This window comes from Ochrobactrum sp. CGA5, from assembly GCF_006345815.1.
In the GTDB taxonomy this organism is placed as follows: Bacteria; Pseudomonadota; Alphaproteobacteria; order Rhizobiales; family Rhizobiaceae; genus Brucella.
The window spans coordinates 71,197-84,935 of sequence record NZ_VCIG01000003.1 but is presented as its reverse complement, the minus strand read 5'-3'; the positions used below and the strand labels follow the sequence as shown (position 1 = coordinate 84,935).

The following is a 13,739-nucleotide window of genomic DNA, read 5'->3' as shown; positions in this document are numbered from 1 at the left end:
CCCGTCCCGCAGGCGCGATTCGATGCCCAGAGTTGGCCTGCGAATTGGCGCGAGAAGCGGTATTGGAAAGGATATGGATGGCACCCGAAACGACCCTCAGGCAAGTCTTGGAACGGCTCGAAAAGGCACTCAACACGCTTGAACAAGCGGTCGACCTGCGGCTGGACAAGGAAGGCGACTTCGCCGAGGCCGAGGAGGAGGTGCAGCGTATGAATGCGGATCGCAGCCGTCTCGCCCAGGAACTTGACCAGTCGGAAGCGCGGGCCGAGCGGCTGGAAGCTGCAAATCGTGAGGTTTCACGCCGCCTTGTGACCGCGATGGAGACAATCCGCGCTGTTCTGGATCGATAGGAGGCTACCATAGCGACTGTAACCGTTACCATCGATGGCAAAGCCTACCGCATGGCCTGCGACGAAGGGCAGGAAGAACACCTGTCCGGGCTTGCTGACCGTTTCGATCAATATGTCACGCATCTCAAAACCTCCTTTGGAGAGATCGGCGATCTGCGTCTGACCGTGATGGCCGGAATCATGGTGATGGACGAGATGGCCGAGATGCAAAAGCGCATCAACGGTCTGGAGAGCGAAGTCGAAACCCTGCGCCGTGCACGTGATGAAGCGCTTAGTCGGGCCGACAGCAACGATGCCGCTCTGACCGGCATGCTTTCGGATGTAGCGTCGCGCATCGAACAGGTGGCGACGCGGATCGCGCCACGAAACAGCTAGGGGCTTGCCCCCCGATCCTCGTCCAGATTTTCTGAAAAGTTTTCCTGTTAAGCTGGCGCAAGCCACTGGCGTTCCTATCAGGCAGGCACTATATTGGTCCTTGGCGAACTGCGCTTCCCGACAGGTGTAACAGCATCCCCGGGGCCTTATTGATCTCTAAGGGAGCTGTCCCTGTGAAGGCTTGCGGGCTTTCGCATATGGCGCCCACCTACTTTGTAGGTTCCCGGGATCAATCACTACCATCGGTCGTCGTGGTCGCCGCTTTCTTTTTTCTAGCTGTCGCAGAATAGCTATGAGCTTGCTCTCAAGAACAATTTGTTCGTAAACATGCGCAAAACTCCAACGATTTGCGCATCTTGATGGAACCTCCTGAAACAGCATCACCCGATTCGTCTGAAAGACTGGCCGTGGCGATACCTATCGCTTTTGTTTACGGTCTTCTGCTTTATGTCATGATCTGGTCAGGGCAATATGTGGACGCGATGCCCGTCATTGCGGGGCTGATGCTGTTACCGATGGCCGTCGCCAGCCTTGCATCCAGCCTTTCCGACCCGCGTGCGCAAAAAAGCCTGTGGCGGCATGTCCGTATGGGATGGGCCATCATCGCCGGACTGGTCGTCACCAGCATGATATTTTTCCATGAAGCCGGAATTTGCGTGGCCATGGCCGCTCCGTTCTTCATGGTGTTCTCAGCGCTCGGTTCGACGGTGACCCTATGGATCATCCGGCAGTTTCGTTCGCGCAGCACCACGACGCTGGTGATTGCGCTGCCGCTGCTCGTGTTGCCAGCCGAACTACAGATGTCCTACACCCCGCATAATGGTGCTGTGACCACAGTGATCGAGATTGCGGCGCCGCCGGAAGTGGTCTGGCAGCAGACGGTTGAAATCCGCAATGTGCGCCCAGACGAGCTGTCCTGGACATTCAGCCATGGCATGCTTGGCGTGCCGCAGCCCGTGGATGCAAGGCTGAACGGTACTGGCGTTGGAGCGGTGCGCGACTTGCAGTGGACGCATGGCGTCAATTTTCAGGAAATTGTCACGCAATGGGAAGAGGACCGGCTTCTGGCGTGGAATTTCCGCTTCGGTCCTGGCTCCATACCGCCTGCGGTGGAGGCGCATATCAAGGTCGACAGCAGCTATCTGAAGCTTGCGCAGGGTGAATATCGTCTTGAACCGCTTGCAAATGGTCATCCGCGCCTGACGTTGACGACCAATTATCAGATTGCCACGCCGATTGATTTCTATTGCGACCTGTGGGGCAAGCTGTTCCTGAATGACTTCCACGGCGTAGTTCTGAAGGTCATCCGCGACCGTTCAGAGAAGATCGCACAAGGGGCAGGCGGGATCACTTGACGGATCAGTTCTTTACGGTTCCACTGTACAATGTGATGCGGCATCAGGGAGTGGTTTGGATGACAACGACGGAGCCTAGACCTGGACTTGAAAAGCAGGAACTTAGACGCAAGGTTCTGGCGGTCCGCGATGCTCTTGACCCGCGTTTTCATTACGAGGCTTCTCTGGCCGCCGCAAACAAGGGAGAGGCGGCCATCAATGTTCCCAAGGGTACGTTGATCGCTGGCTATTGGCCGATACGTTCTGAAATCGACCCACGCCCATTATTGTCGGCACTTCGCGCCAAGGGCGCGCGGCTCTGCCTCCCTGTTGTTTTGGATAAAGAAACCATTGCCTTTCGCGAGTATCTGCCTGACGCCAGATTGCGTCAGACGGGTTTCGGCACAATGGGACCGGGAGAAGATGCGCCAGTTGTCGACCCGGCAATCATGCTGATGCCGCTTGCTGGCTTCGACCAGCGCGGGCATCGGCTTGGCTACGGTGCGGGCCATTACGACCGCGCGCTGGCCCGTTTCACGGAGCGCGGATTGCAGCCACTTCTGATTGGCATGGCCTTTGATTGCCAGGAAGTCGAGCGTGTGCCTGATGAGCCGCACGATATTGCGCTTGACCAGATCCTGACCGAGAGCGGCTTGCGCCCGGTTGGAACCGGACGAACGCTCTAGTTTTTTCTCCTGCATTTATGCGATGTCAGGCAATGCTGCCTGGTTGCAAAATGGCCAGATCGGCTTGCGTTCGCTTGGCGCAGGTTTATAAGGCATTTTCATGAGATTGCTTTTTCTTGGTGATATGGTGGGCCGGTCGGGCCGCACCGCAGTGTATGAAAAACTGCCGGGGCTGATTTCCGATCTGAAGCTGGACTTCGTGATCGTCAACGGCGAAAACGCCGCGGGCGGTTTTGGCATTACGGAAGAAATTTTCCACGATACCATCCGTGCCGGCGCCGACGTTGTGACGACCGGCAACCATGTCTGGGATCAGCGCGAGGCGTTGGACTTCTCCAAGCGTGAGGATCGCTTTCTGCGTCCTGCAAACTTTCCAAAAGGCACTGCTGGAAAGGGCGAGGGACTTTACATTGCCAGAAATGGCGCTCGGGTTCTGGTGTCGAACGTGATGGGCCGTGTGTTCATGCATCCCGATCTCGACGATCCGTTTATCGCAGCTGAAAAAATTCTGGAAGCTTGCCCGCTTGGCGAACAGGCCGATGCCGTTTTCTTCGATTTCCACGCCGAAGCGACGAGCGAAAAGCAGTGTTTCGGTCATTTTGTCGATGGCCGCGCCAGTGCTGTCGTCGGAACGCACACGCATGTTCCGACCGCTGATTGCCAGATATTGCGTAACGGCACGGCCTACATGTCCGATGCAGGCATGTGCGGTGATTACGACTCATCGCTCGGTATGGACAAGGAAGAGCCGCTGAATCGTTTCCTGTCGAAAGTGCCGAAAGGGCGTTTCGAGGCGGCGAATGGCCCGGCTACCGTTTGTGGCGTGGGTATAGAGATTTCGGATCGCACGGGGCTGGCAGAAAAGGCCGCTCCCTTGCGCATCGGCGCGCATTTGGAAGAAACCATCCCCGCATTCTGGCGATAACGTCTTATTTTAGTTTGAAGTATGATGTTATCTATAATCGAGTAGCTATTTTAACCTGACAGCTTTCTGCAGGTTGAATGAATTTTTCAGGCTACTATCTCCTTGCAACGGGTTTTTCGCAAGGGGACTTAATTGAATGGATTTTTTTGCCGAGTATCTGGGTTTTCTTTCGACCCCAGCCGGCTGGGCCGCGCTGGTTACGCTGGTGACTATGGAAGTCGTTCTCGGTATCGACAATCTGATCTTCATCTCGATCCTAACCAACAAGCTTCCCGCCTCGCAGCAGGCACGCGCGCGTCGCATCGGTATCGGCGCTGCGCTCATTCTGCGTCTGGCGCTTCTTTTCACCATCTCGATCATCGTTCAGCTCAAGGATCCGATTTTTGAGGCTTTCGGCCATGGCTTCTCCTGGCGTGACATCATCCTGATAGCCGGTGGTCTGTTTCTTGTCTGGAAAGCGACTAAGGAAATTCATCACACGGTCGATCCCGATGATGGCAAGGAAAATATCGGCGGCAAGGTGGCTCAACTTACCATGGGCGCTGCCATCGTGCAGATTTTGGTTCTCGATCTGGTCTTCTCGGTCGATTCGATCATCACCGCCGTTGGGATGACCGACGAGATTGCTATCATGGTCATTGCCGTTGTCGCAGCCGTTACTGTCATGCTGCTCGCAGCCGACCCGCTGTCGCGGTTTATCGCGGCGAACCCGACGATCGTCATGCTGGCGCTTGGCTTCCTGCTGATGATCGGCATGACGCTGATTGCCGATGGCTTCGGCTTCCATGTGCCAAAGGGCTATATCTACGCTGCGATGGGCTTTTCGGCACTGGTCGAAGCGCTCAACATGCTCGCGCGGCGAAAACGCAAGAGCCAGCAGTAAAAATCTGCATACAAAAAGGCCACCCATCTCATGCCGAGTTGGGTGGCCTTGTTATTTTAACGCCGTGAAACTGATCTCTTGTTGCAATCCTCGTGCAGAGGTCCGACCATTCGCAATGCTGACAGGCTTTGCGTAATGTACCTTTTGCAAAAGCGCTACGCATTGCGGCAAGCCGCTCCGCATCGAGCTCGAAAGGGTTCTGCGTGAATAGGGTCTGGCCGATCAGTTCGCCCACGGCCTCCAGTGCCAGCCGGTCGCGCTCGCGAACGCTCGCTTCGTAACAATGGCAATCGCCCCCACAGAGCAGGGGCGTGCAAATGTCGTCCGGGCCATCGACGAGCAGAATAACTTCCCCTTCGCTCAGCCGCCCGGCAATCCGGTCGTAGTTTTTGACGAAAGCCGGGCTGTAGCCTTTGCCGACATAAGTCAGCATGCAAAGGAGGTGATGGCCGCGCAGGCGTATTGTCACCTGTCGATCAGGCTTTGCCGCCGCGGGCGATGGCCTTGAGGATCGCAGCGCCAAGGGCCGACTTGATGAGGGCGCCAATGAGGAATGGCGTCACACCGAAGGCAACGGCTTTTTCAGCACCGATAATGCTCGACAGCCAGGCCGCACCAAGGGCAAGGCAGACCATGTTGGCGAGAAGGAAAGAAAAGAAGGCAAGGCCGACGCGGCTGCCGTTCCAGCCGCGTTCGGCCAGATAGCCCGTCATCGCGGCGATGATCGGGAAGGAAACGAGATAGCCTGCGGTCGGGCCAGCAAAATGCGGAAGGCCACCGGCGCCGCCGGCCAGAACCGGGAGGCCAAGCATGGCTTCGCCGAGCCAGGCCAGAACCGTGGCCATACCAAGACGCCAACCATAGAGCGCACCGATTAGCGGAACGATCAGGGTCTGCAGCGTAATCGGAACCGGAATCATCGGAACTGCGATCTGTGACGAGACAGCGAGAAGCAGTGTGCCAAGTGCAACGGCCGCAAGGCGCATTGCAGGAGTACGGGATTCAAGATTGAGCGGGCTGAAGGATAGGCGCGTCTGGGCTATAGTTTTCATGGCGTCCTCAGATTATAGATAAAATCAAGATTCGATCTATATCTTATTAAAGCTCCTGACGATAAACGCAAGAGGCGGAGCAGACAGCGCGGCGCGTTGCTGAGGGAGTTGCGCGCAAAAGCCCAAGCGCAGGGAAATCTGCGCGAGTAATCAGATTGGGACGTCAAAGATAAGGTGCTTGTCTGTGCGGACGTCTGGTCAGCCAACAATTGCAAACGAATCACGCGTTTTGCCCGATGCGGTTGTAACCGGACGGTGTCCGATCCATTGCACATGCCGGGCGAGGATAGTCACCGCGCTATCGACATCGTTTTGGCGCAGCGCTCTCAGTATGGCGCGATGGTCGTGATCGGTGCGGGTCTCCCATTCCGACCGCCAGGTGGCGAAGAGGAATCGGGCACTCGCAGCATGGAGATCATCGATGGCAGCCAGCAGGCGCGGCATCTTGCACGGTTCGAGTATGAGCCGATGGAAGCGGCGGTTGGCGTCTTCCCAGCTTCTGACATCGCGTGACTTGTCGCCTTCCAGCGTGGCCTGCTCTGCGGCGTCGAGGGTTGCCTGGGTGATGTGGGGCGCAGCATGGCGTAGTGCCAGAACCTCCAATGCGGCCCGCATTTCGGCCACTTCCCTGATCTCACGGATGTCGAACGACGCGACCCGGACGCCACGCCGGGGCTCGGAAACAGCAAGCCCTTGCGCCTCCAGCCGCCGAAATGCTTCGCGTACCGGCACGTGGCTGGTCTCGAATTCTTCCGCAATGTGGTCCTGTCGCAGTTTCGTGCCAGGCTCTATCTCGCCCGCAATGATGCGGTCGGCGAGAATGCGGCTGATACGGGCTGCGATGGTTTCGCTGGGGGTGTTCCGGGCGGGCTGAATCATGAATTTATAGATAATCTGCTTTGCCCGACAGGTCGAGCACTATTGCTTTTATTGACAGAGAATCAGGGGTGGCGGCGCTTTTGCTGGACGAATGGGCCTGAATTCCTTATAACGCCGCCATTCTGCACGGAAAGCACTGTGGTCCAACTTGTGGCCCTTCTCTGCTTGATCTCTGTTTCATGCGTGACGCTTTCTCCGTGCACAGCATTTTAAACAGAACAGGGGTGCCATGGCCGGCCATTCACAGTTTAAGAATATCATGCACCGCAAGGGCCGTCAGGATGCGGTGCGGTCGAAAATGTTTTCCAAGCTCGGACGCGAAATTACCGTCGCTGCCAAGCAGGGTCTGCCTGATCCGGCAATGAACCCGCGTTTGCGTCTGGCGATCCAGAATGCCAAGGCGCAGTCCATGCCGAAAGACAATATTGAGCGCGCCATCAAGAAAGCTGCCGGCAATGACGGCGAAAATTATGATGAAGTGCGCTACGAGGGTCGCGGCCCCGGCGGTGTGTCGGTCATCGTGGAAGCGTTGACGGATAATCGCAACCGTACGGCATCGAATGTACGCGCGGCCTTTACGAAGTCGGGTGGTGCGCTGGGCGAAACCGGCTCGGTTTCCTTCATGTTCGACCGCGTGGGCGAAATCGTCTACAAGTCCTCCGTCGGCGATGCCGACAAGGTCATGGAAGCCGCAATCGAAGCGGGCGCTGACGATGTGCAGTCCGGTGAGGAAGAGCACGTCATCATCTGTGCGTTTGAAGATATCGGCGAAGTGTCGAAGGCTCTGGAGGCTGCTCTCGGTGAAGCCGAATCGATCAAGACCATCTGGAAGCCGCAGACCAATACCGAGCTGGACGAGGAAAAGGCGCGTTCGGTTCTCAAGCTTCTCAACGTGCTCGAAGACGATGACGACGTGCAGAACGTCTATACGAACTTTGAAGTCAGCGACGAAGTGATGGAAAAGCTGAGTGCCTGATAGGGCTCTCTGAGCTGATTTATAGAATCCCGGCTTTGTCCGGGATTTTTTTATGCCCTGATGAATGGCAAACCGCGGCAATAAAAAACCCCGCCGAGGCGGGGTTTTTCAATCAGGTGCAAGATCGGATTAGATGCCGAGATTGCCGAAACGGTTCTTGAACTTCGTAACGCGACCGCCGCGATCGAGCAGGGTCTGCGAGCCGCCCGTCCAAGCTGGATGGGTGGTCGGGTCGATATCGAGGTTCATCGTATCGCCTTCCTTACCCCAGGTCGAGCGGGTCATGTATTCGGTGCCATCGGTCATCACGACCTTGATGGTGTGGTAGTCGGGATGGATATTGGCTTTCATCTTCTCAATCCTGAAAGTCTGGGGTGAAAAGCGCGGCCTTGATTATCAAAACTGCGGCACTTTCGCCCAATGGCAGATATGAAGACCCATTACCTATAGGCAACGGCTTCCAAAAGGGTTGGCGAGCCTATACATCAGGCGCACGGCAATAACAAGGGCGCAAACACAAGAATGGCCGACCGGGATACTGAAATTGATATGAATCACGAATTGACTGCAGAAGAAAGTCGCAAACGCCGCTCGTTGAAGCCGCTGAAGAGAATGGTGCCGTTTCTGGCGCCTTATAAGGTTCTGGTGGCAGGCGCGCTCTTTTCGCTGGTACTGGCTGCCGTAACGACTCTTGCTGTGCCCGTCGCGCTGCGACGTATGATCGACCATGGCTTTACCGGATCGAATGCGATCTTTGTCAATAACTACTTCGGCATGCTCGTGTTGCTGGCGCTCATTCTCGCGCTGGCGTCGGGCCTGCGCTACTTCTTCGTGATCTCGCTTGGCGAGCGGGTCGTGGCGGATTTACGCAACGCGGTCTTTTCACATGTCACCGCGCTTTCGCCGGAATTCTTCGACCGGTCGCAGTCCGGCGAAATCGTTTCGCGCCTGTCGTCCGATACGACGCAGATCAAGTCTGTGGTGGGCGCAACGGCCTCCGTCGCGCTGCGCAACATGATTCTGGGTGTCGGGGCACTGGCGATGATGGTTGTCACGAGCCCGAAACTTTCCGCTCTGGTCATTGCTGCTATCCCGATCATCGTTGTGCCGTTGATCGCCTTCGGACGCTCGGTGCGTCGTCGCTCCCGTATGACGCAGGATATGCTTGCCCGCGCCAATGCCTATGCGAGCGAACAGATTGGTGCGATGCGTACGCTTCAGGCATTCACCAATGAAAACATGGTGATCGGGCGTTTTGGCAGTGCGGTTGAAAAGGCCTTTCAGGCGGCCCGATCCTCCATTCAGGCGCGTGCAATTCTGACGGCTTTCGCTATTTTCCTGATCTTCTCCAGCATTGTCGCTGTGCTCTGGTTCGGTTCGCGTGATGTGCTGGCGGGAACAATGTCTGCTGGTACGCTTGGCCAGTTTGTACTTTATGCGGTGTTTGCAGGCAGTTCCTTCGGCGCCTTGTCGGAAGTCGGTGGGGAACTGGCACAGGCGGCCGGGGCTACAGAGCGACTTGTCGAAATTCTGGACGAACAGCCGGGTATTGCCGCACCTTTGAAACCTGTTGCCATGCCGGTGCCGCCGCGCGGCGAAATCGTGTTCGATTCCGTGCATTTCTCCTATCCGACACGACCGGACGCGCCGTCGCTCAACGGTGTCAGCTTCACTGTAAAGCCGGGGGAGACGGTTGCGATTGTCGGCCCATCTGGTGCCGGTAAAAGCACGATCTTCTCGCTGGTGATGCGTTATTACGATCCGCAGGCGGGCAAGATCCTGATCGATGGCGTGGCGCTACCCGATGCCGACCCGCAGGCCGTCCGCGCACGCATATCAACGGTGCCACAGGATGTGGCGATTTTTGCTACCAGCGTGCGCGAAAACATTGCCTTCGGTAGACCGGGAGCCAGCGACGAGGAGATCGTGGCAGCGGCGAAAGCCGCCCTCGCGCATGACTTCATCATGGCGCTCGACAACGGCTATGATACGGAAGTGGGCGAACGCGGTGTGACGCTTTCAGGCGGTCAGCGCCAGCGCATCGCCATTGCGAGGGCAATCCTACGCGCCGCCCCCATCCTGCTGCTGGATGAAGCTACATCGGCGCTGGATGCCGAAAGCGAAATGCTCGTTCAAAAGGCTCTGGACAGCCTGATGGCTGATCGCACGACGCTTGTTGTCGCGCACCGGCTTGCGACCGTGCTCAAGGCCGACCGTATACTCGTGCTCGACCATGGCCATATTGTCGAGGAAGGTACACACCAAAGCCTTGTCGAAAGGGGCGGCATCTATGCCCGTCTCGCCAAGTTGCAATTCGAGGCTGGCGCTGGAGCTTTCGCCGGGAGGTAATGTTGGGGCGGGTCCTATTTAACAGAGACGTCGGAACCGCTCTAACTATTTGTTTTATCGCATTATCCTATGCAAAGCCGCTTCACACTTTTGCTGGAGATGCTCTATCTCTCGGTTAGCTTCAGCTCGATACGCCGGTTCTTGGCGCGGGCATCGGCGGTGTCGGCGGCATCAAGCGGCTGATACTCCCCGAAGCCTGCCGCAACCAACCGGTTGGCTGGGACGCCATTTGCGATAAGGAACTTGACCACTGCGGTCGCACGAGCTGACGAAAGCTCCCAATTGTCGCGAAAGCGCCCCGTCCCAGCCAGCGGCACATTGTCCGTGTGGCCGTCGACGCGCAGTACCCAGTTGATGTCGCCTGGGATTTCCTGATTAAGCTGGATCACCGCGTTGGCGAGCTTCTTCATCTCCTCTTGACCTGCTGGATTGATATCCGCCGACCCTGTCGGGAAGAGAACTTCCGACTGGAAGACGAAGCGGTCACCGACAATACGGATATTCTCCTTATCCGACAGGATTTCGCGCAGACGCCCGAAAAAGTCGGAACGATAGCGATTCAGCTCCTGCACACGCTGCGCCAGCGCGACATTCAGGCGGCGGCCAAGATCGGCAATCTTGGCGTTCGATTCACGGTCGCGGCTTTCGGAAGCATTGAGCGCGTCTTCAAGTGCGGCGATCTGGCGGCGAAGCGCTGAAATCTGCTGGTTCAGCAGTTCCACCTGACTGAGCGCGCGGGCGCTGACCTGCTTTTCGGCGTCAAGACTTTCGGATAGTTCCCCGGCGCGCTTTTCGGCGGCGGCACCCGCACCACTGCCCTCGTTCAAAAGGCTTTGCAGGCGCGAACGTTCGCTTTCCGCGCTGGACAGCGAAGCTTGCAGATTGGCGATGGTGTCCTGCATGTCCTGCGAATTGCTGCGCTCAAGGGACAGAAGCTGCGTCAATTCCTGTATCTGGCTGTTGAGGCGTGCGAGCACGCTGTCTTTGTTGTTGACCTCGCGGCTGAGCAGGAATTGCGCCAGCACGAAGACGGTGAGCAGGAACATGATTGCGAGCAGCAGCGTCGTCAGGGCATCGACGAAGCCGGGCCAGTAATCGACATGTCTTTGGGAGCGGCGGTTTCGGGCAAGAGACATGGCGGCTTACTCCGCCTTGTCCGTGCGATCGGATCTGCGGTCGTGCGTGCGCTCACCGATGGCTTTGGCAAGACGGTCGAGAGTCTGGCGGATAGCCTTTTGTTCGTCGGCCTGCTTTTCCACCCAATCACGCATGATCTGCTGTTCGCTGCGCATGTTCTTGACGAGGCCTTGTATACCTTCGGCAAGATTGGCCAGCGCTGCCGTGGTGCGCTGCGTGGAAGCATCGCTACCGTGCAGGTTTTGCAACCGGTCAGCCAGAACGCGGATTTCTTCGGTGCCTCCATTCTGGTCGGCGCCGATATCGGAACCAAGATCGGTTACGGAGGAAAGCCAGTTTTCCAGTTCCGTATAGAAGCGATTTTGCGCGCGCCCCGCCTGAAGGTCGAGAAAACCGAGAATGAGCGAGCCGGAAAGGCCGAACAGCGAAGATGAGAATGCCGTGCCCATGCCGGAAAGCGGTGCCTGCAAGCCCGCTTTCAATGCATCGAGAACGTCGCCGGTGCTGCCGGAATTTGGATCCAGTGTCTGAATAGTGCGCCCGATGGAGCCAACCGTTTCCAAGAGGCCCCAGAAGGTGCCGAGAAGGCCGAGAAAAACCAGAAGGCCGATCAGATAGCGCGATATATCCCGGCTTTCATCAAGACGTGTCGCGATGGAATCGAGGATCGAGCGCATGGAGGCCGTGGAAAGCGCCATCGACTGGCGGCGGCCGATCAGGGCGCGCATGGGTGCGAGCAGAACCGGTGGGCGTGTGGCGCCTTCGCGCTCGCCATCGCGAAATGAGTTTACCCAGCGGATTTCGGGGAGCAGACGCAGTACCTGTCCAAAAGCCAGCAGGATGCCAACCAGCAGGACACCGAGAATGAGCCCGTTAAGGCCGGGATTGGTGACGAAGAACGTATGAATCTGCCGCATCAGGATCGCGGCCAGAAACGCTACAATGATAAGAAAGATCGCCATGGTGAGAATGACAATGCGCGGGCTCGACAGGCGGTAGGGGTCATAGTCACGTCCCTCGTCCAGACGGTCCCGGGAAACTCTCAAATCGCTCATGCGTTGCGCTCCATGGTCGCGTGTTTGAACAGGAGCCTACTTCATTAATTCGTGAAGCGGAATCGTCTGGATACGAAAAAATGAAGGTAAAAATGCTTCAGCGCGTCGCATTCTTGTGACGCGCTGAAATGAAAAGTCAAGAATGCAGGAGAGCGATCAGATTGGCTTATTGATCGTCTTCAGCAAAGCCTTCTGGATAATTTCATTGCCTGCAACGATAGTTTTCGTCCCGAAAATATCCTGCCCGCCATTCTTGTCCGAAACAAAACCGCCGGCTTCGCGGATCATCAGCATCCCTGCGCCGAGATCCCAGGGATGCATGCCGTCTTCCCAGAAACCATCCAGACGACCGCCTGCAACATAAGCGAGATCGAGCGCAACGGCACCCATGCGGCGAATGCCTGCGGTTTCGGCCATGACATTGCGCAGTTCAACCAGATAATGGCCGTGATGGCCGCGACCCAGATGGGGGATACCGGTGCCGATGACAGAATCGACCAGCTTGTTGCGCGAAGCGACGCGCAGGCGACGGTCATTGAGGAATGCGCCACCGCCGCGTTCTGCGGTGTAGAGCTCATCCATGGCCGGATTGTAGATAACGCCGGCAACGATCTGTCCTTGCCGCTCCAGAGCGATGGAGACCGCGAAGACCGGAATGCCGTGCAGGAAATTGGTGGTGCCGTCGAGAGGATCGACCAGCCAGCGGTGCTGTCCGTCCTTGGATTCAATCTCACCGGATTCTTCCATCAGGAAGCCGTAATCCGGGCGGGCGCGGCTCAATTCCGTGTAGACGACCTTTTCGGCCCGGCGATCTGCCTGGCTGACATAGTCGCCGGGGCCTTTGAGGGAAACCTGAAGATTCTGGACTTCGCCAAAATCGCGGGCGAGGCTGCGGCCGGCCTTCATTGCGGCCTGTACCATAACGTTGAGAAGGGCTGAGCGGGCCATTTCATTGTCCTTGTAAGCATGACCCCGAAGCGTGGATCTTGAAGGGGATCATGCAGTTAATCATAAACAGAAGGTCGAATATCCAGCCAGAACACGTTTGGCGGACAGTCGGAGAATTGAGCGATCTGAGAAAGAACGGTCGCAATCTTTGCGACATGGATTGCGCAGCGCCCGATACGGGGCGCCGCAGATATCTTTTCGTATTAAGCGCGGCTGACGTAGGTCAGTTCGTTGGTATCAACGATCACACGTTCACCGGATGCAATGAACGGTGGTACGAGAATGCGGATACCGTTTTCAAGCACAGCCGGCTTGTAGGACGATGCAGCGGTCTGCCCTTTGACGACCGGATCAGCTTCGGTGATGGCAAGCGTGACCTGATCCGGCAGGCGGATGCCGATCGGCTTTTCCTCGTAAAGTTCGACGGTGACCATCATGCCGTCCTGTAGGAAAGCAGCGCGGTCGCCGACGAAATCCTTGGCCAACTCAAGCTGTTCGTAGGATTCGGTGTCCATAAAGATCAAGGCTTCACCCTGTTCGTAGAGGAACGAGAAGTCCTTCTGTTCCAGACGAACGCGCTCGACGGTTTCGGCAGCGCGGAAACGTTCGTTGAGCTTGGTGCCGTTGATGAGGTTCTTCAGTTCGACCTGATTATAAGCGCCGCCCTTGCCAGGCTTGACGGCGTTGGTCTTGACCGCAACCCAGAGGCCGCCATCATGTTCGATGACATTGCCGGGGCGGATTTCGTTACCATTGATCTTCATGAGCTTGATCCGGAATGAAAATGTGA

The 13,739-nt window shown here is 57.1% G+C and carries 16 protein-coding genes and 1 other RNA gene; 9 read left to right on the top strand and 8 right to left on the bottom strand.

Features of this window, described 5'->3' with window-relative positions; all coding sequences use genetic code 11:
• Nucleotides 1–77 precede the first annotated feature (77 nt).
• The 7 genes from FJQ48_RS03260 (at nt 78) to FJQ48_RS03230 (ending at nt 4,553) form a co-directional block, all read left to right on the top strand.
• Nucleotides 78–350, top strand: coding sequence for a DUF4164 domain-containing protein (locus FJQ48_RS03260; protein ID WP_010661399.1), 273 nt, complete (start codon nt 78–80; stop codon nt 348–350).
• 9 nt (nt 351–359) lie between these two features.
• The gene (locus FJQ48_RS03255) at nt 360–725 is read left to right on the top strand and encodes a cell division protein ZapA (RefSeq protein ID WP_139973778.1); all 366 of its coding nucleotides are present in this window, start codon (nt 360–362) and stop codon (nt 723–725) included.
• 102 nt (nt 726–827) lie between these two features.
• A non-coding RNA gene (gene ssrS, locus FJQ48_RS03250) (6S RNA) lies at nt 828–986 on the top strand.
• A gap of 146 nt (nt 987–1,132) precedes the next feature.
• Nucleotides 1,133–2,080 carry an SRPBCC family protein gene (locus FJQ48_RS03245; RefSeq protein ID WP_247870288.1) on the top strand — a complete coding sequence of 316 codons (948 nt, stop codon included), beginning with the start codon at nt 1,133–1,135 and terminating at the stop codon, nt 2,078–2,080.
• 59 nt (nt 2,081–2,139) lie between these two features.
• Entirely contained in the window at nt 2,140–2,745 is a 606-nt protein-coding gene (locus tag FJQ48_RS03240) for a 5-formyltetrahydrofolate cyclo-ligase (protein ID WP_139973776.1), read from the top strand.
• A gap of 100 nt (nt 2,746–2,845) precedes the next feature.
• Nucleotides 2,846–3,670, top strand: coding sequence for a TIGR00282 family metallophosphoesterase (locus FJQ48_RS03235; RefSeq protein ID WP_139973775.1), 825 nt, complete (start codon nt 2,846–2,848; stop codon nt 3,668–3,670).
• 136 nt (nt 3,671–3,806) lie between these two features.
• Nucleotides 3,807–4,553, top strand: a complete 747-nt coding sequence (locus FJQ48_RS03230; RefSeq protein WP_139973774.1) for a TerC family protein — start codon at nt 3,807–3,809, stop codon at nt 4,551–4,553.
• Between the two features lie 28 nt (nt 4,554–4,581).
• Here FJQ48_RS03230 and FJQ48_RS03225 read toward each other — a convergent pair whose 3' ends face one another.
• The 3 genes from FJQ48_RS03225 to FJQ48_RS03215 all read right to left on the bottom strand — a co-directional run bounded on the left by FJQ48_RS03225 (nt 4,582) and on the right by FJQ48_RS03215 (nt 6,484).
• Entirely contained in the window at nt 4,582–5,022 is a 441-nt protein-coding gene (locus FJQ48_RS03225) for a DUF1284 domain-containing protein (RefSeq protein WP_139973773.1), read from the bottom strand.
• A 7-nt stretch (nt 5,023–5,029) separates the two neighbouring features.
• Nucleotides 5,030–5,605 carry a biotin transporter BioY gene (locus tag FJQ48_RS03220; protein WP_139973772.1) on the bottom strand — a complete coding sequence of 192 codons (576 nt, stop codon included), beginning with the start codon at nt 5,603–5,605 and terminating at the stop codon, nt 5,030–5,032.
• Nucleotides 5,606–5,803: 198 nt separating this feature from the next.
• The gene (locus tag FJQ48_RS03215) at nt 5,804–6,484 is read right to left on the bottom strand and encodes a GntR family transcriptional regulator (RefSeq protein WP_139973771.1); all 681 of its coding nucleotides are present in this window, start codon (nt 6,482–6,484) and stop codon (nt 5,804–5,806) included.
• A 229-nt stretch (nt 6,485–6,713) separates the two neighbouring features.
• On the opposite strand from FJQ48_RS03215, the gene FJQ48_RS03210 reads away from it, so the two are divergent.
• Nucleotides 6,714–7,460: a YebC/PmpR family DNA-binding transcriptional regulator gene (locus FJQ48_RS03210; protein ID WP_139973770.1), complete on the top strand. Its 747-nt coding sequence runs from the start codon at nt 6,714–6,716 to the stop codon at nt 7,458–7,460.
• 129 nt (nt 7,461–7,589) lie between these two features.
• Here the strand turns inward: FJQ48_RS03210 and rpmE are convergent, their stop codons facing one another.
• On the bottom strand, nt 7,590–7,811 hold the full coding sequence (gene rpmE, locus FJQ48_RS03205; RefSeq protein ID WP_002964804.1) for a 50S ribosomal protein L31: 222 nt from the start codon (nt 7,809–7,811) through the stop codon (nt 7,590–7,592).
• Between the two features lie 171 nt (nt 7,812–7,982).
• Here rpmE and FJQ48_RS03200 point away from each other — a divergent pair, with 171 nt between their 5' ends.
• Nucleotides 7,983–9,809 carry an ABC transporter transmembrane domain-containing protein gene (locus FJQ48_RS03200; protein ID WP_139973769.1) on the top strand — a complete coding sequence of 609 codons (1,827 nt, stop codon included), beginning with the start codon at nt 7,983–7,985 and terminating at the stop codon, nt 9,807–9,809.
• A 104-nt stretch (nt 9,810–9,913) separates the two neighbouring features.
• On the opposite strand, the gene FJQ48_RS03195 is transcribed toward FJQ48_RS03200, so the two are convergent.
• The 4 genes from FJQ48_RS03195 to efp all read right to left on the bottom strand — a co-directional run bounded on the left by FJQ48_RS03195 (nt 9,914) and on the right by efp (nt 13,713).
• Nucleotides 9,914–10,945: a peptidoglycan -binding protein gene (locus FJQ48_RS03195; RefSeq protein ID WP_139973768.1), complete on the bottom strand. Its 1,032-nt coding sequence runs from the start codon at nt 10,943–10,945 to the stop codon at nt 9,914–9,916.
• A gap of 6 nt (nt 10,946–10,951) precedes the next feature.
• Complete coding sequence (locus tag FJQ48_RS03190) at nt 10,952–12,001, bottom strand: MotA/TolQ/ExbB proton channel family protein (RefSeq protein WP_139973767.1); 1,050 nt, start codon at nt 11,999–12,001, stop codon at nt 10,952–10,954.
• 156 nt (nt 12,002–12,157) lie between these two features.
• A complete protein-coding gene (locus FJQ48_RS03185; RefSeq protein ID WP_139973766.1) occupies nt 12,158–12,949 on the bottom strand; it encodes an inositol monophosphatase family protein in 792 nt (263 codons plus the stop codon).
• 203 nt (nt 12,950–13,152) lie between these two features.
• The gene (gene efp, locus FJQ48_RS03180; RefSeq protein ID WP_139973765.1) at nt 13,153–13,713 is read right to left on the bottom strand and encodes an elongation factor P; all 561 of its coding nucleotides are present in this window, start codon (nt 13,711–13,713) and stop codon (nt 13,153–13,155) included.
• Between the last annotated feature and the right edge of the window lie 26 nt (nt 13,714–13,739).